Below are 17891 nucleotides of genomic sequence, written 5' to 3'. Positions count from 1 at the left end.
GGTACTGCCCGGAAAACGAAAGGCGCCCCGTGGGGCGCCCGGAAGAAGGCCGGCGGGGTACGCGCCCCCGCAGCGGCAGGTCAGTGCTGCTCTACCGCCTTGTGCTTGGACTTGCGTTTGTCCAGTTTGTCCGCCAGCGACTCTACCAGCAGGTAGAACATCGGAATCAGGAAAGTCGCCAGCAGGGTGGCGGCGAGCATGCCGCCGATTACCCCGGTACCGATCGAGTGGCGGCTGGCCGAACCGGCGCCGGTGCTGATGGCCAGCGGCACGCAACCGAGGATGAAGGCCAGCGAGGTCATCACGATCGGCCGGAAGCGCAGCTTGGCCGCCTCCATCGCCGCCTCGAAGATGCCCATCTTCTGCTCCTCGCGGCACAGCACGGCGAACTCGATGATCAGAATGGCGTTCTTCGCCGCCAAGCCGATCAGGGTCACCAGGCCGACCTGGAAGTACACGTCATTGGCCAGGCCACGCATCCAGATCGCCAGGATCGCGCCGAACACCGCGAAGGGCACGGCGGTGACCACGGCCATCGGCAGCGTCCAGCGTTCGTACTGGGCGGCCAGGATCAGGAATACCAGGATCAGGCCGAAGATGAACGCGGTACTGCCCGAGCCATGGGTCGCCAGTTCCTGGAAGGCAGAGCCGATCCAGGCCAGGTTGTACTGCTCGCCGAGCACCTCGTCGGCCACTTCCTGCATGGCCTCCAGTGCCTGACCGGAGCTGTAGCCCGGCGCCGGCCCGCCGAGCAGCTTGGCCGCCGGGTAGACGTTGAAGCGCGCGTAGGAGTCCGGCCCGAGGATGCGCTGCACGCGCACCAGCGAGGCCAGCGGAATCAGGTCGCCGCCACTGGAGCGCACATACACCTGGTTAAGGTCTTCCGGATTGCGACGGAAATCCGCCTCGGACTGCAGGCTGACCTGCCAGGTGCGCCCATACAGGTTGAAGTCGTTGACGTAGTAGCTGCCGAAGGTCGCCTGCATGGCGGTGAACACATCGTTGATCGCCACGCCCAGAGCACGCGCCTTGGTGCGGTCGAGGTCGACGAAGTACTGCGGCACGTCGGCATGGAAGGTGCTGTTGACCCCCGCCAGCTCCGGACGCTTGGACGCGGCGGCGATGAACTTCTGCACCACCGCACTGAGCTCATCGATGGAGCCGCCGCTGCGATCCTGGATATAGGCCTCGAAACCGCCGGTAGTACTCATGCCGCTGATGGGCGGCGGGTTGAAGGTCATCACCAGGGCGTCCTTCTGCTTGGCGCCCATGCCCATGAACTGCTGCGGCAGGTTGCGCGCATCCAGTTCCTCTGTGGTGCGCTCCTTCCAGTCCTTCAGGGGAATGAACGACACCCCGGCGTTGCTGCGGGTACCGAAGGTGAGCACGTCGAAGCCGGCGAAGGTCACCACGTCCTCCACCGCCGGGTGCTGCATCAGCTCCTCGCTGACCGCGCTGGTGACCTGGTCGGTGCGGCTCAGCGAGGCCGCCGGCGGGAGGAAGTAGGCGTTGATCACATAGCCCTGGTCTTCGTCCGGCACCAGCGAGCCCGGCACCCGGCCGAACAGCACGACCATGATGGCGATCATGCCGCCGAATAGCGCCACGCCGATCAGCGAGCGCTTGAGGAAAAAGCGCACGCCAGCGGTATAGCCGTTGGTGAAGCGCTCGAAGGCGTTGTTGAACCAGCGGAACGGCGCTGCCGGCTCCTTGTGCTCGGGCTTGAGGATCAGGGCGCAGAGCGCCGGCGACAGGGTCAAGGCGACGATCCCCGAGATCACCACCGACACCGCGATGGTGATCGCGAACTGCTTGTACATCTGCCCCGCCAGGCCGCCGAGGAAGCCGACCGGGATGAATACGGCGCACAGCACCAGGACGATGGCGACGATCGGTCCCGTCACCTCCTCCATGGCCTTGATCGCCGCGTCACGCGGGCTGAGCTTCTCGGTGCGCATCACCCGTTCGACGTTCTCCAGCACCACGATGGCGTCGTCCACCACGATGCCGATGGCCAGCACCATGCCGAACAGGGTCAGCAGGTTGATCGAGAAGCCGAGCATGTACATGCCGGCGAAGGTGCCGATCAGCGACACCGGAATTGCCAGCACCGGGATCAGCGTGGCCCGCCAGTTCTGCAGGAAGATGAACACCACCAGCATCACCAGCACCAGGGCCTCGATGAAGGTGTGGATCACCTCCTCGATGGAGACCTCGACGAACTTGGTGGTGTCGTAGGGAATCTTGTAGGCGATGCCTTCGGGGAAGCGCTTGGCCAGGCGTTCCATGGTGGTGCGCACCGCCTCGGCGGTATCCAGGGCGTTGGCGCCGGGCTGCAGGTAGATACCGAAGGCCGCGTTCTTCTTGCCGTTGAGGCTGGTGACCAGGGAGTAGTCCTGGGCGCCCAGCTCGACGCGCGCCACATCGCTGAGCAACAGGCTGGCGCCGGTGGCGTCGGTACGCAGGATCACCTGCTCGAACTCTTCCGGCGTGGTGAAGCGACCCTTGGTGCTCACCGTGTAGGTGAAGTCCTGCGGGTTGCTGAGCGGTTCCTTGCCGAAGCTGCCGGCGGCGAACTGCGAGTTCTGTTCCTGGATGGCGCTGACCACGTCGCTTGGCGTCAGGTCGTACTGTGCCAGCTTGTCCGGGCGCAGCCAGATGCGCATGGAGTAGTCCTTGGAGCCGAACTGGCTGGCGTCACCGACGCCATGGATGCGCTTGAGCTCGTCGATTACGTTGATCAGCGCGTAGTTGCTGATGAAGATCGGGTCGCGCGAATCGTCCGGCGAGAACAGGGTCACCACCTGCAGGATGTCGGAGGACTTCTTCTCCACCTTCACGCCCTGCCGGCGCACTTCCTCGGGCAGCTTGGCCAGCGCGGCCTGCACCCGGTTGTTGACGTCGATGGTGGCCTGGTCCGGGTCGGTGCCGACGTCGAAGTACACGGTCAGGCTCATGGCGCCGTTGCTGTCGGAGTTGGACAGCTGGTAGATCATGCCCTCGACGCCGTTGATTTCCTGCTCCAGCGGCGCGGCCACGGTCTCGGCGATGACCTGCGAGCTGGCACCCGGGTAGGCCGCCGTCACCGATACCTGCGGCGGCAGAATCTCGGGGTACTGGGCCACCGGCAGCGCACGCATGGCCGCGAGACCGGCGAGGATGATGACGATGGAAATCACCGCCGCGAAGATCGGTCGATCGATAAAGAACCTGGAAATCACGGGCCTGACTCCTTACTGCTTGGCAGGGGCGGCGTCGACCACCTTGACGGGCGCGTTGGGGTGAACCTTGGGCAGGCCCTCGACTATCACCTTGTCGCCGGCTTCGATACCGCTCTCCACCACCCAGCGGCCATTGGCGGTGTGCGCCGTGCCGATCGGGCGAATGCGCGCCATACCCTGGTCATCCACCACATAGACGAAGGTGCCGTTCGGCCCCTGGGACAGCGCCCGCTCCGGCACCGTGATCGCGTTGGGCTTGTTGATGCCCTTAACCACCACGCGCACGAACTGGCCTGGCATCAGCGCCAGGTTCGGGTTGGCCACCACCGCACGGGCACTGACAGTGCCGGTGCTGCGGTCGATCAGGCTGTCGGTGAAGTCGACCTTGCCTTCCACCGGGTAGCTGGTGCCGTCGCCGAACTTGATCTCCACGCTCATCTGCTGGCCACCCTCGCGCACCAGGCTGCCACTCTGCAGGCCGCTGCGCACGGCGGACACCTCGCGATCGGGAGCGGCGAAGTTGACGTAGAGGGGGTCGAGCTGGGTGATCTGGGTCAGCAGGCTGGCGTTCGGGTCGCCGGCCACCATCAGGCTGCCTTCGGACACGGTTTCCTTGCTGGTGATACCGGAGATCGGCGCCTCCACCGTGGTGTAGTCGAGGTCGATCTGCTTGGACTGCACCTCGGCCTTGGCCGCCTCGATATTGGCCTTGCTCTGTTCGAAGTTGGACACCGCATTGTCCAGCTCGCTCTCGCTGGCGAAGCCCTTCTTCTGCAGCTCACGGATGCGCTTGAGATCGCGCTCGGTCTGCCGGTAGCGCGCCTGTTCCTGGGCCAGCGAGCCCTTGGCGCGGGACAGGGCAGCCTGGTACGGGCGTGGGTCGATGCGGAAGAGGATCTGCCCCTGCTTGACCTGACTGCCCTCCTGATAGGTGCGCTCCTGCAGGATGCCGCTGACCTGGGCACGTACCTGCACTTCACGGAAGCCGGCGGTGCGCGCCGGGTATTCGAACTGCAGCGGCAGCGATTCGACCTTGGCTTCCTCCACCACCACCTCCGGCGGCGGCATTTGCTGGCCCTGCTCGGCGGCATGCAGCCACGGACTGAACAGCATGCTCAGGGCAAGCGTTGGGAATGCGAACGGAAGCGAGCGAGCAAGCATGGTCATCTCCATGACGTCTTGAAGTGGGCAAGGCCCCGAAGGAGTGCCATGCTAGTTACATACATCTTCGTCTGTAAACTGAACAGCGGCACAGAATTCATTACACTGAGTTCCCCAGAACAAGAGCCTAGACGGATTCCGCCTACCCGCCATGCGCCGAACCAAAGAGCAAGCCGAGCAGACTCGCGTCGCCATCATGGCGGCGGCCGAGCAGCTGTTTCTGGAAAAGGGCGTGGCCCACAGCACCCTGGAACAGATCGCCCGCGCCGCTGGGGTGACCCGTGGCGCGGTGTACTGGCACTTCGAAAATAAGGCCCATCTGTTTCATGAAATGCTCAGCCAGGTGCGCCTGCCGCCGGAGCAGCTGACCGAGCGCCTCAGCGGCTGCGGCGGCGCGGACCCGCTGCTGTCGCTGCGCGACCTGTGCATCGAGGCAATCGCCAACCTGGCCCGCGACGAGCAGCGACGGCGCATCTTCACCATCCTGCTGCACCGCTGCGAGTTCACCGATGAACTGCGCGAGGCCGAGCAGCGGCACAACGCCTTCATCAACCAGTTCATCGGCCTGGTCGAGCAGCTGTTTGCCCGCCCGGCCTGCCGCGAGCGCCTGCTGCCGGGCATGTCTCCGCGCCTGGCCGCGCGGGCGCTGCACGCGCAGATCATCGGCCTGTTCACCGACTGGACCCGCGACCCGCAGCTGTTCGATCCGCTGTCGGACACGCCAGCGCTGATCGATGCGCAGCTGCGCGGCCTGCTGCGCGAGTGGAATCCGCCGGCCTGACGGATCAGGCCGCCTCGGCCGCGTAACCCTCCTCGCGCACCACCGCCAGCAATTGCTCCAGGCTCAGGCGGCTGGCCACCCGCACCTCGCCGGCAGCCAGGTCGACCTGAACCTCCGCCGCCGGATCGCCGGCCTGCACCGCACGGGTGATGGCGCGCACGCAGTGACCACAGCTCATGCCCGACACTTTCAGAACCTGCATAACATTCCCCTCATTGAATTGCTGACGAGACCAGCATCGAGCTTGCCATCAGGGCAAGGTCAAGGCCTCGCGACTTGTAGTCCCCGCCAGCCTGGCCCAAGCTGCACGGAGCCTCTGGAGGGATTCGCCATGCGCCTGCCCATCGCCCTGCTCTTGTTGCTCAGCCTGCCGGCCCTGGCCGACGAGTCGGTGCCCGAACCCACGGCTGAGTCGGCCGCGATGCCAGTCCAGGTCCCGCCTCTGCCCGCCACCGTCCCGCTGGCGCCGATGACCCTGCCTACGCCGATCGACTACGGCGTGCTCACCGTGTCCCGCGAGCGCCTGGAAGTCTCCACCCCCTGCGAGATCGGCCTGTACCTGCAGGGCAACCTGACCGCGCGCCTGTATCAGGGCCAGTCGATCACCCTCAACCTGCCTCCGGGTGAGGTGCTGGTGCGCCTCGGCCAGCTCGGCGGCGGTGACTGCCAGCCGCGCTTCGAGCAACTGCGCCACCAGACCCTGCGGGTCACCGCCGGCGAGGTGAGCAAGTACCGCATCGCCATGGACTCCCTGGGCCTGCAGCTGATTCCGGCACCGCTCAACTACTGATACGCGAGCCGGCGCTTGACCTTGACCCAAGGTCAAGGTTGATTCTAGGGGCGAATTCTTTGGAGTCGCCCCATGTCTACCCTGCAGACTTTCGACCTTCCCATCCGTGGCATGACCTGCGCCAGTTGCGCCGGCCGCGTCGAGCGCGCGCTCGCCCAGGTGCCGGAGGTGCAGCAGAGTCAGGTCAACCTGGCCAGTGAGCGGGCGCGGATCACCGCGCCGCGCGAACGCCTGGGCGAACTGCTAGCCGCCGTCGAGCACGCCGGCTATTCGGTGCCACAACAGAGCCTGGAACTGCAGCTCGGCGGCATGACCTGCGCCAGCTGCGCCGGGCGCATCGAGCGAGCCCTGGGCAAGGTGCCCGGCGTCAGCAACGTCAGCGTCAACCTGGCCAGCGAGCGCGCCCGCGTCGAGCTGCTGGACGGCACGGACCTGGCCGCGTTGATCGCCGCGGTGGAGCAGGCCGGCTATTCGGCGTCCCTGCTCAGCGAATCGGCCAGGGTCGATCCGCAGGCCGCCCTGCGCCGCGAACGCTGGGCTGTGATCGCCGCCCTGCTGCTGGCCGCTCCACTGCTGGTGCCGATGTTCGCCGAATGGGCCGGGCTGCACTGGATGCTGCCGGCCTGGGCGCAATTCGCCCTGGCCACGCCGGTGCAGTTCGTACTTGGCGCGCGCTTCTATGTCGCCGCCTGGAAGGCCGTGCGCGCCGGCAGCGGCAATATGGACCTGCTGGTCGCCCTCGGCACCAGCGCCGGCTACGGCCTCAGCCTGTATCTGTGGGCCACGGCTGGGCATCACGCGCCGCACCTGTATTTCGAAGCCTCGGCCGTGGTCATCGCCCTGGTGCTGCTCGGCAAGTACTTGGAGAGCCGCGCCAAGCGCCAGACCAGCGCAGCCATTCGCGCACTCGAAGCCTTGCGCCCGGAGCGCGCCACTCGCCTGGTCGATAGTCGCGAAGAGGACGTGGCGATCACCGCCCTGCGCCTGGGCGACCTTGTCGTGGTGCGCCCCGGCGAACGCTTCCCGGTGGATGGTGAAGTGCTGGAAGGCCACAGCCAGGCCGACGAAGCGCTGATCAGCGGCGAGAGCCTGCCCGTGGCCAAGGCGCCGGGCGACCAGATCACCGGTGGCGCCATCAATGGCGAAGGACGTCTCGTCGTGCGCACCTCGGCACTCGGTGGCGAAACGGTGCTGGCGCGGATCATCCGTCTGGTGGAGGACGCCCAGGCAGCCAAGGCGCCGATCCAGAAACTGGTGGACCGGGTGAGCGCGGTGTTCGTCCCGGTCGTGCTGCTGATCGCCCTCGCCACCCTTGGCGGCTGGCTGCTGGTCGGCGCCGGCGTGGAGCAGGCACTGATCAACGCAGTGGCGGTACTGGTGATCGCCTGCCCCTGCGCCCTCGGCCTGGCCACCCCGGCGGCGATCATGGCCGGCACCGGCGTGGCCGCGCGCCACGGCATCCTGATCAAGGATGCCGAAGCCCTGGAGCTGGCCCACAAGGTCACGGTGGTGGCGTTCGACAAGACCGGCACCCTCACTTCCGGACAACCGCGCATCGTCCACCTGGCCACGGCGGGTATCGAGGAAAGCGAGCTGTTGCGCCTGGCCGGCGCCCTGCAACAGGGCAGCGAACATCCACTGGCGCATGCCGTGCTGCAGGCCGCCGCGGAACAGGACATCGCCCTGCCAGCGCTATCCGCAAGCCAGGCATTGTCGGGTCGGGGTATTCGCGGCGTGATCGAAGGACGCGAGCTGGTCCTGGGCAACCAGCGTCTGTTCGACGAGCTGGGCCTGAGCAGCCAACTGCAGCACCAGGCCAGCGATTGGGAGACCGAAGGTCGCACCCTGTCCTGGTTGATCGAGCAGAGCGCGCCCCCCAGGGTGCTGGGGCTGATGGCCTTCGGCGACAGCCTCAAGGAGGGAGCCGCCGACACCATCGCCGCGCTGCGTGAGCGCCATATCGAGAGCCATCTGATCAGCGGCGACAATGCCGGCAGCGCCGGGGCCGTGGGTCGCGCGCTGGGCATCGACCGGGTCCATGCCCAGGTGCTGCCGGCCGACAAGGCCGCCCATGTCGCCGAGCTGAAAAACAGCGGCGCTGTAGTGGCCATGGTCGGTGACGGCATCAATGACGCCCCGGCCCTGGCCGCCGCCGATGTCGGCATCGCCATGGGTGGCGGCACCGACGTGGCCATGCACGCCGCCGGCATCACTCTGATGCGCGGCGACCCACGCCTGGTACCGGCGGCACTGGCCATCAGCCGACGCACCTGGAACAAGATCCAGCAGAACCTGTTCTGGGCCTTCGTCTACAACCTGGTGGGCATCCCGCTGGCCGCCTTCGGCCTGCTCAACCCGATGCTGGCCGGCGCCGCCATGGCCCTGTCCAGCGTCAGCGTGGTGAGCAACGCCTTGCTGCTCAATACCTGGAAGCCCGAACTGGAGAAACGCCCATGAATATTGGCCAGGCAGCCAAACAGAGCGGGCTCAGCGCCAAGATGATCCGCTACTACGAGTCCATCGGCCTACTCAAGCCGGCTGGCCGTTCGGACAGCGGCTATCGCCTGTACGGCGCGCAGGACCTGCATGTGCTGGCCTTCATCAAGCGCTCCCGCGACCTGGGCTTCTCGCTGGAAGAAGTCGGCAAGCTACTGACCCTGTGGCAGGACCGCGACCGCGCCAGCGCCGACGTCAGGGCCCTGGCTCTGGCCCATGTCGAGGAGCTGAACCGCAAGATCGCCGAACTCACCGCCCTGCGCGACACGCTCGGCGAGCTGGTGCAGCACTGCCAGGGCGATCATCGGCCGGACTGCCCGATTCTCAAGGACCTGGAGTCCGGCTGTATGTCTCAAGAGTGCGGCAAAACACGCAGGCATTGATTGGCCCTCTACTGGCCAGGCCAGTCACGGACACAACGAATCGCCAGAAAGCAAAACGCCGGCCTTGTGGGCCGGCGTTTTGCTGTGTGCAGTGGCAGGACTCGCCTGCCAACGCATCTGGTGCTTCTTAGAAGCTGTACTTTGCGGAGGCGGTCAGGCTGCGCGGAGCACCGTAGGTCAGTGCGCCGTAGGCATCAAACACGTCGAAGTACTTCTCGTCGGTCACGTTGTTGGCGTTCAGCTGAGCCGAGAGGTTCTCGGTGATCTCATAGCGCGCCATCAGGTTGACCAGGGCGTAGGCGTCCTGCTCGATCTTCTCGCGATTGCCGGCCGGATTGGTGGCGTAGGTGTAGATGGCGTCCTGCCAGTTCACGCCGCCACCGATGGTCAGCTTGTCACCGAGGATGCCCGGCACGCGGTAGGTGGTGAAGGTACGCAGCAGCTTGGTCGGGTAGAGCGTGTTGGCGTCATGGCCACCCTCATCCTCGACGCGGAACTGGGTGTAGCCGGCAGACACATTCCAACCGGACGCCAGTTCACCCGAGACCTCGAGCTCGAAACCTTTGCTCTCGACATCGGCCGCTTCATAGATGTTCTCGAAAGTGCCCGGGAAGCGGTCACCGGTGGCTACGCCAAGGTTGTTCTGCTTGATGCCGAATACAGCGGCCGATGCATTGAGGCGGCCATCGAACCACTCGCCCTTCAGACCCAGCTCCGAGCTGTCGCCGATGATCGGGTCGAGCTGCTGGCCGCTGGCATCGCGCCTGGCCTGGGGCAGGAAGATGTTGGTGTAGCTGGCGTAGGCCGACAGGTTCTGCGTCAGGTCATACACCACACCAGCGTACGGAGTTACCTCACGGTCCTCCAGACGGCTCTCGGTGCCCGACTCTTCACCATTCTTTTCATAGTCGGTCTGGCGTGCACCCAGGATCACTTTGAGATCATCCGTCACGTTCAGACGGGTCGCCGCATAGGCACCGCGCTGCTCGAGCTCCGACGAACCATAGTCGGTGCGTGCGCCCCAAACCGGCTCGGGGAAGTCGCCGTTGTAGTCGTCGAAGTTCGGGATGCCACCCATGCCGGTCAAGGCCGGAACTTGGTCGGCATCGAAGTCCTGATCACTGTGGATATAACCGAAGGCCAGGTCATGATCGCGCCCCAACAGGGCGAACGGGCCGCTGAAGCGGAGACTGTAGTCGTCCTGGGTGGTCTCGGTCTTGTAGGTCGCCGGGAACGAGTACATGCCGCTGGAGCCGTTCTTGCCGGGGTTGCCGGAGAGGTACAGCAGGGAGGAGTCGGCCTTGCGTTCGCCACGGTTGTAGCTGAGATTGACCTGCCAATCGTTGGCGAAGGTATGGTCAAGATTGACGAAATAGGTCTCGTAGGTGCTGTCCCACTTGCTCCAGTCGGCGGAGGTGGTCTTGGAACGGCTCCAGTGGGTGCGGCTGCCATCGGCATACCAGACCGGCAGACCGCCCCACATGGGCGAGTCGGTCTTGTTCTCCTGGCGGCTCAGGCCGAACCACAGGGTGGTATCGGGGGTCAGGTCGATGTCCATGGTGCCGTAATAGGTCTGGCGCTGGTTCGAGTTCATGTCGATCCAGCTATCGCCTTGGTTGGTCTCGCCGACCAGGCGGGCGCGCACGGTACCCTCCTCGTTCAGCGCCATGGATACGTCGCCCAGGGTGCCGTAGGTGTCCCACGTACCTGCGCTGGCCTCCACCGAGCCCTTCAGCTCAGTGCTGCTGGCGCGCTTGCGTACCATGTTGAGGGACGCGGAGGGATCGCCGGCACCGGTCATCAGACCGTTGGCGCCGCGTACCACTTCGACGCGGTCGTACATGGCCAGGCTGCCGAAGATCTCTCCCGAACTCCACGGCTGCTCCCAGATGGTAGGGACGCCGTCGATCATCAGCGAGTTGAGCTCGAAGCCACGGGCGTTGATCTGGCCGCGGCTGGTCTCGTAGCGGTTCATCGAGATACCGGTGGTGTTATTGACCACGTCGGTGATGGTCTGCAGGTCCTGGTCTTCCATACGCTGCTGGGTGACCACGGTGACCGATTGCGGAGTCTCGCGCAGGGACATTTTCAGCGGCGTGGCAGTGCTCGCGGAGCCAGTGGTATAGGACTGAGTACCCTCGGTGACGTCGTCGAGTTGGCTGTCGGCCGCACCGGTAATGGCTGCGGCATCCAGAGTAACCGGCTCTGCAGCCTTGGCCTGCTCCGCGTATACGGGCAGAGCAATGATGGCAGTACCGGCAGCCAGCATGTGCACCGCCAGAGCCAGCGGACGCAGGGCCATGGACGAGCGCACAACAGCAGCGTCTTGGTGACGCAGGGTAGTCAGGGACATGGAGATACTTCCGAGCTGTTTATAATAGTGTTGGTGATAATAATTATCATCATAAACAAACTCATCTTATTGCGAAAGAGTTGCAAATGAGATTTCGCTCTGCTAGTGGCAAACAGCCACGCTGCCTGCCTGGTTAAAGGCATGGAGGTACCCAGACCGTAGGTTCAGAGAGCGACTAAGTCAGATTGAGAAGCAGAGAGGGATGGCCATAGGCGGCCCTGGCCTCAACTCCTCGAGAGTTCATCTGCAATTTCGAGGCATGAAAAAAGGGAGCCGAGGCTCCCTTTTTCGTACGGCCTGGAATCAGGCTTGCGATTGCAGATAGTTCTGCAGGCCCACACGACCGATCAGGCCGAGCTGCTGCTCGAGCCAGTAGGCGTGGTCTTCCTCGGTGTCATTGAGTTGCAGCACCAGGATGTCGCGACTCATGTAGTCGCCGTGCTTCTCGCACAGTTCGATGCCCTTGGCCAGGGCCTCGCGCACTTCGTACTCCAGGGCCAGATCGCTCTTCAGCATGTCCGGCACGGTGGCACCGGGGTGGATCGCCTTGGGCGTCATGTCCGGTGTGGCTTCGAGGAACAGAATGCGCTGCAGCAGGGCGTCGGCGTGCTGGGTCTCCTCCTCCATCTCGTGGTTGATCCGCTCATAGAGCTTCTCGAAGCCCCAGTCCTGGTACATCCGCGAATGCAGGAAATACTGGTCGCGCGCAGCCAGCTCGCCACGCAGCAGATCCTTCAGATAATCGACGACTTCGGTCGCGCCTTGCATGACTCGTTTCCTTGCTAAAAAAGATCGCTCAGGTAGGCAGCTTCGACCCTGCGCGCACAATGGTCAAGCAACAAAATGTCGCTCTCGGCGGAGCGATTCGCATTAGCGCAAAGCCGCATGGCTATTGGGCTGCAGTGAATTCAAGCGCTAACGAAAATCACTGTGGATAAGGCCTTGCACGAGCTTCTCCGGTGCCAGGATTGCGCCCCCGGAGCGGGACACAATCCTGCCTGCAAAGCGTCAGACGAACATGCCGCCAGACACCTCCACGCGCTGCGCATTGATCCAGCCGGCCTCCTCCGACAGCAGCATGCCGATGGCATTGCCGATATCGTCCGGCAGGCCGACCCGGCCCAGCGCGGTCTGCCCGGCGATGACGGCGTTGAGCTCGCGGTTGTCACGCACCACGCCCCCGCCGAAGTCGGTCTCGATGGCACCGGGGGCAATGGTGTTGGCGCGAATGCCGCGACCGCCCAGTTCCTTGGCCAGGTAGCGGGTCAGCACTTCGATGCCACCCTTCATGGCCGCGTAGGCGGCGTAACCCGGCAGGGAGAAACGCGCCAGCCCCGTAGAGACGTTGAGGATGCGCCCACCGTCGGCCAGCAGCGGCAGCAACCGCTGGGTAAGGAAGAAGGTGCCCTTGAGGTGGATGTTCATCAACTGATCGAACTGCTCCTCGCTGGTCTCGGCGAAGGGCGCATGGATGCCGATGCCGGCGTTGTTCACCAGTGCATCGAAACTGTCGCGCTGCCAGGTCAGGCTGAGCGCCAGGCGTACCCGCTCGGCGAAGTCGGCAAAGCTGGCGCTGCGGCCCACGTCCAGCTGCAGGGCCACGGCCTGGCGCCCCAGGGCGCGAATCTCGGCCACCACGGCATCGGCTTCGCTCTGGTTGCTGTGGTAGGTAAGGATCAGGTCATGACCATGGCGCGCCAGGTGCAGGGCGGCGTTCTTGCCCAGGCCGCGGCTGGCGCCGGTGATGAGAGTGATCTTGCTCATGTTGTGTACCTCGTCGAAGTGAGTGGCGGACGAGACACAGACTATTGATCGACGATAAACGGATAAATCAGCCACCTATGGTTAGACTGTCCACAAATCGATAACAGTGAACCGCCATGGATCGACTCAACGCCATGCCCGCCTTCGTGCGGGTCGCCGAACTGGCCAGCTTCACCCGCGCCGCCGAGAGCCTCGGCCAGCCCAAGGCCAGCATCTCGCTGCAGGTGCAACAGCTGGAGAACCAGCTTGGCGCTCGCCTGCTGCACCGCACGACGAGGCGCGTGCAGCTGACCCAGGACGGCCAGGCCTGCTACGAACGCTGCAAGGACCTACTGGCCGACGCCGACGAGATCGCCGCGATGTTCCAGCTAGACGCCGGCCAGCTGCGCGGTCGCCTGCGGGTGGACATGGGCCAGGCCCTGGCTCGCGATCTGGTGCTGCCGCACCTGCCCGCCTTTCTCGCCGAGCACCCGCACCTGGAGCTGGAACTGAGCTGCACCGACCACAAGGTCGACCTGATCCGCGAAGGCTTCGACTGCGTGGTGCGCATTGGTAGCTTGGTGGACGCCGCGCTGATCGCCCGCCCACTGGGCCTGATGGAGCAGATCAACTGCGCCAGCCCGGACTACCTTGAGCGCTTCGGCATGCCGCGCAGCCTCGCCGATCTGGCCGCGCATCGCCTGGTGCACTACGTACCGACGCTGGGCATGAAGCCGATCGGCTGGGAGTTCGTCGAACAGGGCGCGCCGCGCTGCATGGAGATGCCCGGCGCGCTGACGGTGAACAGCACCGACGCCTACACCCAGGCCTGCCTGGCCGGGCTCGGCATCATCCAGGTGCCGCTGGCCGGTATTCGCGGGCACCTGGCCAGCGGCCGGCTGGTGGAGATACTCCCCGAGTACCGCGCCGCGCCCATGCCGGTGTCGCTGCTGTACCCGCACCGGCGCAACCTGTCGAAGCGCGTGCAGGTGTTCATGGACTGGCTCAGCCGGCTGGTGCGGGACTACCTCGACGGAACCAGCCTGCCGGCAGCACATTGATCGCCAGGCCACCGAACACCAGGGCACAGGCCAGCCAGCCGAGCGGCGTGAGCGCCTCGCCCAGCAGCAGCCAGCCGGCCAGCAGCCCCGACACCGGTACCGCCAGGGCGAACGGCGTGACCTGGCTGGCCGGGTAGCGGCGCAGCAGGAAGCTCCAGATGGCGAAGCCCACCGTGGTGGCTAGGAAGGCGATGTACAGCAGCGCGCCGACGCCGCGCCAGCTCAGTTCGCCCAGCGCCGCGCCCATCGCCTGCGGCCCCTCGAACAGGTAGGACAGCCCGAGCAGCGGCAGCACCGGCACCAGGCTGACCCAGCAGATCAGACGCAGCATGTCGCTGGCGCCCGAGCGCTTGGTGGCGATATTGGAGAAGGCCCAGGCCAGCGCCGCCACGACCACCAGCACGAAGCCCAGCAGGCTGTCGCCCAGGGGCCGCTGCAGGCCGATCAGCACCAGACCGCCGGCTGCCAGAACCAACCCGGCCAAGGCGCGAATGCTGGGCCGCTCACCCAGCACCAGCGCGGCGATCAGCACGGTGAAGAACACCTGGCTCTGCAGCACCAGCGACGAGAGGCCCGCCGGCATGCCCAGGTGCATGCCGACGAACAGCAGGCCGAACTTGATCACCCCGAGCAGCACGCCGATCTGCACGATGCGCCACCAGGGCGCCGGCAGCGGCCCGCGCAGGAACAGCAGCGGCAGCGCCGCCAGGGCGAAGCGCAGGGCGCAGAACAGCAGCGGCGGGAAGTCCTGCAGACCGACCTTGATGACGACGAAGTTGACACCCCAGATCAGGGTGACCAGCAGGGCCAGGAGGATGTGCGGCAGCGGCATGAGCGAGGCTCCGGAATGTCTGCCGCCACCCTAGCAGCGCCGCACCGCACCCGCCCGATACAGTTCCCTGCTTTCGCGACCAGACAGGTCGCTGGTCACTGCATCCAGGGCGGTGGTGGCGGCTCGTCGCGCGGCGCGTCCTCGGCGTTGCGGGCGGCCTCGCGGCGAGCCTGCTCGGCCATGGCGGCCTTGATCTCGCGCATCACCGCATCCACGTCCGCTTCTTCCTCCGGCTCGACGAACTGGCCGGTTAACTGGCTCTCCGGGGTCAGCTTGCCGTCCTCGTAGAGCGCCCACATTTCCTTGGCGTAGCGGGTATCGAGCAGTTCCGGAGCGAACTGACCGAAGTACTCGGCCATGTTGCGCACGTCGCGCTCGAGCATGCTGAAAGCATGGTTGTTGGCCGCTGCATCCACCGCCTGAGGCAGGTCGATGATCACCGGACCGAGCGGATCGAGCAGCACGTTGAATTCCGAGAGGTCACCGTGGACCAGGCCGGCGCAGAGCATTTTGACGATCTCGCCGATCATGAAGGCGTGGAACTCGCGGGCGTCCTCGGGCAGCAGGTCGACGTCGTTCAGGCGCGGCGCGGCATCGCCGTAGCCGTCGTCGACCATCTCCATCAGCAGCACGCCGTCCTGGTAGTCGTAGGGCTTGGGCACCCGCACGCCGGCATTGGCCAGGCGGAACAGCGCGGACACCTCGGCGTTCTGCCAGGCCTCCTCCTGCTCCTTGCGCCCGTACTTGCTGCCCTTGGCCATGGCCCGGGCATCACGGCTGTTGCGCGTCTTGCGTCCCTCCTGGTACTCGGCGGCCTGGCGGAAGCCGCGCTTGTTGGCCTCCTTGTACACTTTGGCGCAGCGCAGCTCGCCAGCACAACGCACGACATAGACCGAGGCTTCCTTACCGCTCATCAGCGGGCGCACCACCTCGTCGATCAGACCATCTTCGAGCAAGGGCTCCAGGCGTTTCGGGGTTTTCATCGAACTGATCGGGCCTCCACGGGAAACAATCCCGCCCTTATACGGCAATCCGCCGTCGCCGCCCAGTTAGTGACCGACCGACAGGGTCCGGCGCAGCGCCTCGATGGCATAGCGCACCTTGGCCGGCTGGGCATCGCGGCGCGGGGTGACGATATAGATGCCGACCGGCGCCGGCTGCCACTCCGGCAGCAGCACCAGCAGCGCGCCGCTGGCCAGCTCGGCGCGAATCTCCGGCTCCGGCTGCAGCGACACGCCCATGCCCGCCAGACAGAAATGCCGCACCGACAGGATGTTGTTGCAGGCCACCCGGCTCTCGATGCGCAGGCGCTGCTGGGCGCCGCCGGGACCGTGCAGGGTGAGCTGCTGGGCGCGCTCGTGGTTCAGGCTCAGCCAGTCCAGGCCGACCAGCTGCTCCGGCCCGAGCACCGCCCCGCAGCGCGCCAGATAGGCCGGCGCCACGCACAGCAACATGCGCCAGTCGCCGAGATGGCGCGCCACCAGGCTGGAGTCCTCCTGGGCGCCGACACGGATGGCCAGGTCGATGCGCTGCTCGATTAGGTCGATCTGCTCGTCCTGGAAGAACAGCCGCAGGTTCAGGCCCGGATGGGCACTGAGCAACGGCGCCAGGGCCTCGGTGATCATTCGTCCGGAAAAACCCACCGGCGCGGCGATGCGCAGCTCGCCCACCGGGGCATCACGCAACTCGGCCAGGCGCTGCTCGGCCTGCTCGGCCAGCGCCACGATCTGCCGGCAGCTCTGGTACAGCTGGGCCCCGGCCTCGGTCAGGGTCAGCTTGCGGGTGGTGCGGTGCAGCAGGCTGACCTGGGTGCTCTGCTCCAGCTTGCCGATCTGCTGGCTGACCGCCGAGGCGCTCATGCCCAGCGCCTCGGCGGCGGCCACCATGGAGCCCTTCTCCACCACGGTGGCGAACAGGGCCATGCGTTTTAGCTGCTCCATTATTAAGTCCTGCTTAATTATTCAAGGTATTTAAGCCGCTTTTTCTCAGATTTATCCAGCTGCGATTATTCACCCATCGCAACCCACCAAGGATCACCCCATGAAAATCGCCCTGATCGGCGCCACCGGCTATGTCGGCACCGCCCTGCTGGAAGAAGCCCTGAACCGCGGCCACCAGGTTACCGCCCTGGTGCGTAATCCGCAGAAGCTGGCGCAGCACGCCAACCTCGACGCACGACAGGCCAACGTGCATGACGTTGCCGCCCTGGCCGAGCAGCTGCGCGGCCACGACCTGGTGCTCAGCGCCTTCAACCCCGGCTGGGGCCTGGCCGATATCCGCGAGCAGTTCATTGCCGGCAGCCGCGCCATCACCAGCGCGACCAAGGCCGCGGGAGTCGAACGCCTGCTGGTGGTCGGCGGCGCCGGCAGCCTGTATGTGGCACCGGGTCAACAACTGATCGATACGCCGGACTTCCCCGCCGAATACAAGGAAGGCGCCGAGGGCGCGCGCCAGGCCCTGAATCTGCTGCGCGACGAGCAGGAATTGCAGTGGACCTTCCTCTCCCCCGCCGCCTTGCTGCAGCCGGGCCCGCGCACCGGTCAGTTCCGCATCGGCGGCGAACAGCTGCTGATGGATGGCGACGCCCCGGCGCATATCTCGGTGGCCGACCTGGCCGTGGCCCTGCTCGATGAAGCCGAGCAGCCGCAACATATCCGCCAGCGTTTCACCGTCGCCTACTGATCAGACATCCCGCCCGCGTCTGCAAGCGCGGGCAATCTCACCCCGGAGATCGCATGAGTACCTTTACCGCCTCGGCCCACGTCGTGACCGACACCCCGGCGCGCTATATCAGCCGCCTGTGCAAGCACTTCGCGCACAAGCTGCCGGTCAGCTTCGACGAGCAGCAGGGACGCATCGAGTTCGCCTTCGGCCTGAGCATGCTGCAGGCCGACGCCCAGGGCCTGACCCTGCGCGTGGAAAGCGCCAGCAGCGCCGATCTGGAAAAACTGCAGGGCGTGGTGGCCAGCCACTTCGAGCGCTTCGCCTGGCAGGAAGCGCTGAGCCTGGACTGGCAGGCCAACGCCTGACGCCAGGAAACGGGGCGGGGCAAGCGCCGCGCGGATCGCAC

At 65.7% G+C, this 17891-nt stretch carries 16 protein-coding genes; 7 read left to right on the top strand and 9 right to left on the bottom strand.

All coding sequences use genetic code 11. The features are described 5' to 3' along the window. Window positions 1–80: 80 nt before the first annotated feature. Window positions 81–3221 carry an efflux RND transporter permease subunit gene (locus IB232_RS00640; RefSeq protein ID WP_318652216.1) on the bottom strand — a complete coding sequence of 1047 codons (3141 nt, stop codon included), beginning with the start codon at window positions 3219–3221 and terminating at the stop codon, window positions 81–83. Window positions 3222–3233: 12 nt separating this feature from the next. Further along, window positions 3234–4334 (bottom strand): efflux RND transporter periplasmic adaptor subunit, encoded by a 1101-nt coding sequence (locus tag IB232_RS00635; RefSeq protein ID WP_192396642.1) that lies wholly within the window; start codon window positions 4332–4334, stop codon window positions 3234–3236. Between the two features lie 199 nt (window positions 4335–4533). Here IB232_RS00635 and IB232_RS00630 point away from each other — a divergent pair, with 199 nt between their 5' ends. Next, entirely contained in the window at window positions 4534–5163 is a 630-nt protein-coding gene (locus IB232_RS00630; RefSeq protein ID WP_192396641.1) for a TetR family transcriptional regulator, read from the top strand. A gap of 4 nt (window positions 5164–5167) precedes the next feature. Here IB232_RS00630 and IB232_RS00625 read toward each other — a convergent pair whose 3' ends face one another. Continuing rightward, the gene (locus IB232_RS00625) at window positions 5168–5365 is read right to left on the bottom strand and encodes a heavy-metal-associated domain-containing protein (RefSeq protein WP_192396640.1); all 198 of its coding nucleotides are present in this window, start codon (window positions 5363–5365) and stop codon (window positions 5168–5170) included. Window positions 5366–5584: 219 nt separating this feature from the next. Here IB232_RS00625 and IB232_RS00620 point away from each other — a divergent pair, with 219 nt between their 5' ends. From IB232_RS00620 to cueR, 3 genes are all read left to right on the top strand, one after another. After that, entirely contained in the window at window positions 5585–5953 is a 369-nt protein-coding gene (locus tag IB232_RS00620; RefSeq protein WP_192397246.1) for a hypothetical protein, read from the top strand. Window positions 5954–6025: 72 nt separating this feature from the next. Further along, window positions 6026–8410, top strand: coding sequence for a heavy metal translocating P-type ATPase (locus IB232_RS00615; RefSeq protein WP_192396639.1), 2385 nt, complete (start codon window positions 6026–6028; stop codon window positions 8408–8410). Continuing rightward, on the top strand, window positions 8407–8832 hold the full coding sequence (cueR, locus tag IB232_RS00610; protein ID WP_192396638.1) for a Cu(I)-responsive transcriptional regulator: 426 nt from the start codon (window positions 8407–8409) through the stop codon (window positions 8830–8832). The genes IB232_RS00615 and cueR overlap by 4 nt, the downstream gene beginning before the upstream one ends. A gap of 127 nt (window positions 8833–8959) precedes the next feature. On the opposite strand, the gene IB232_RS00605 is transcribed toward cueR, so the two are convergent. From IB232_RS00605 to IB232_RS00595, 3 genes are all read right to left on the bottom strand, one after another. Then, window positions 8960–11185, bottom strand: coding sequence for a TonB-dependent siderophore receptor (locus IB232_RS00605; RefSeq protein ID WP_192396637.1), 2226 nt, complete (start codon window positions 11183–11185; stop codon window positions 8960–8962). A 303-nt stretch (window positions 11186–11488) separates the two neighbouring features. After that, a complete protein-coding gene (bfr, locus tag IB232_RS00600) occupies window positions 11489–11953 on the bottom strand; it encodes a bacterioferritin (protein ID WP_192396636.1) in 465 nt (154 codons plus the stop codon). A 240-nt stretch (window positions 11954–12193) separates the two neighbouring features. Beyond that, on the bottom strand, window positions 12194–12949 hold the full coding sequence (locus tag IB232_RS00595; protein WP_192396635.1) for an SDR family NAD(P)-dependent oxidoreductase: 756 nt from the start codon (window positions 12947–12949) through the stop codon (window positions 12194–12196). 116 nt (window positions 12950–13065) lie between these two features. Between IB232_RS00595 and IB232_RS00590 the strand changes: the two genes are divergently transcribed. Beyond that, complete coding sequence (locus tag IB232_RS00590) at window positions 13066–13989, top strand: LysR family transcriptional regulator (protein ID WP_192396634.1); 924 nt, start codon at window positions 13066–13068, stop codon at window positions 13987–13989. On the opposite strand, the gene IB232_RS00585 is transcribed toward IB232_RS00590, so the two are convergent. The 3 genes from IB232_RS00585 to IB232_RS00575 all read right to left on the bottom strand — a co-directional run bounded on the left by IB232_RS00585 (window position 13934) and on the right by IB232_RS00575 (window position 16761). Continuing rightward, the gene (locus tag IB232_RS00585) at window positions 13934–14821 is read right to left on the bottom strand and encodes an EamA family transporter (RefSeq protein ID WP_192396633.1); all 888 of its coding nucleotides are present in this window, start codon (window positions 14819–14821) and stop codon (window positions 13934–13936) included. The two genes, IB232_RS00590 and IB232_RS00585, sit on opposite strands and share 56 nt — an antisense overlap. Window positions 14822–14916: 95 nt before the next feature. After that, window positions 14917–15804 (bottom strand): PA4780 family RIO1-like protein kinase, encoded by an 888-nt coding sequence (locus IB232_RS00580; RefSeq protein WP_192396632.1) that lies wholly within the window; start codon window positions 15802–15804, stop codon window positions 14917–14919. A gap of 66 nt (window positions 15805–15870) precedes the next feature. Then, complete coding sequence (locus IB232_RS00575) at window positions 15871–16761, bottom strand: LysR family transcriptional regulator (protein ID WP_192396631.1); 891 nt, start codon at window positions 16759–16761, stop codon at window positions 15871–15873. A 100-nt stretch (window positions 16762–16861) separates the two neighbouring features. Between IB232_RS00575 and IB232_RS00570 the strand changes: the two genes are divergently transcribed. Together IB232_RS00570 and IB232_RS00565 are read left to right on the top strand one after the other, a co-directional pair. Beyond that, window positions 16862–17503, top strand: a complete 642-nt coding sequence (locus IB232_RS00570) for an NAD(P)-dependent oxidoreductase (RefSeq protein WP_192396630.1) — start codon at window positions 16862–16864, stop codon at window positions 17501–17503. A gap of 53 nt (window positions 17504–17556) precedes the next feature. Beyond that, window positions 17557–17850 (top strand): DUF2218 domain-containing protein, encoded by a 294-nt coding sequence (locus IB232_RS00565; protein ID WP_192396629.1) that lies wholly within the window; start codon window positions 17557–17559, stop codon window positions 17848–17850. Window positions 17851–17891 lie beyond the last annotated feature (41 nt).

It is taken from the genome of Pseudomonas sp. PDM15 (assembly GCF_014851565.1).
Taxonomy (GTDB): Bacteria; Pseudomonadota; Gammaproteobacteria; order Pseudomonadales; family Pseudomonadaceae; genus Aquipseudomonas.
This window is presented reverse-complemented; position numbering and strand designations above follow the sequence as displayed.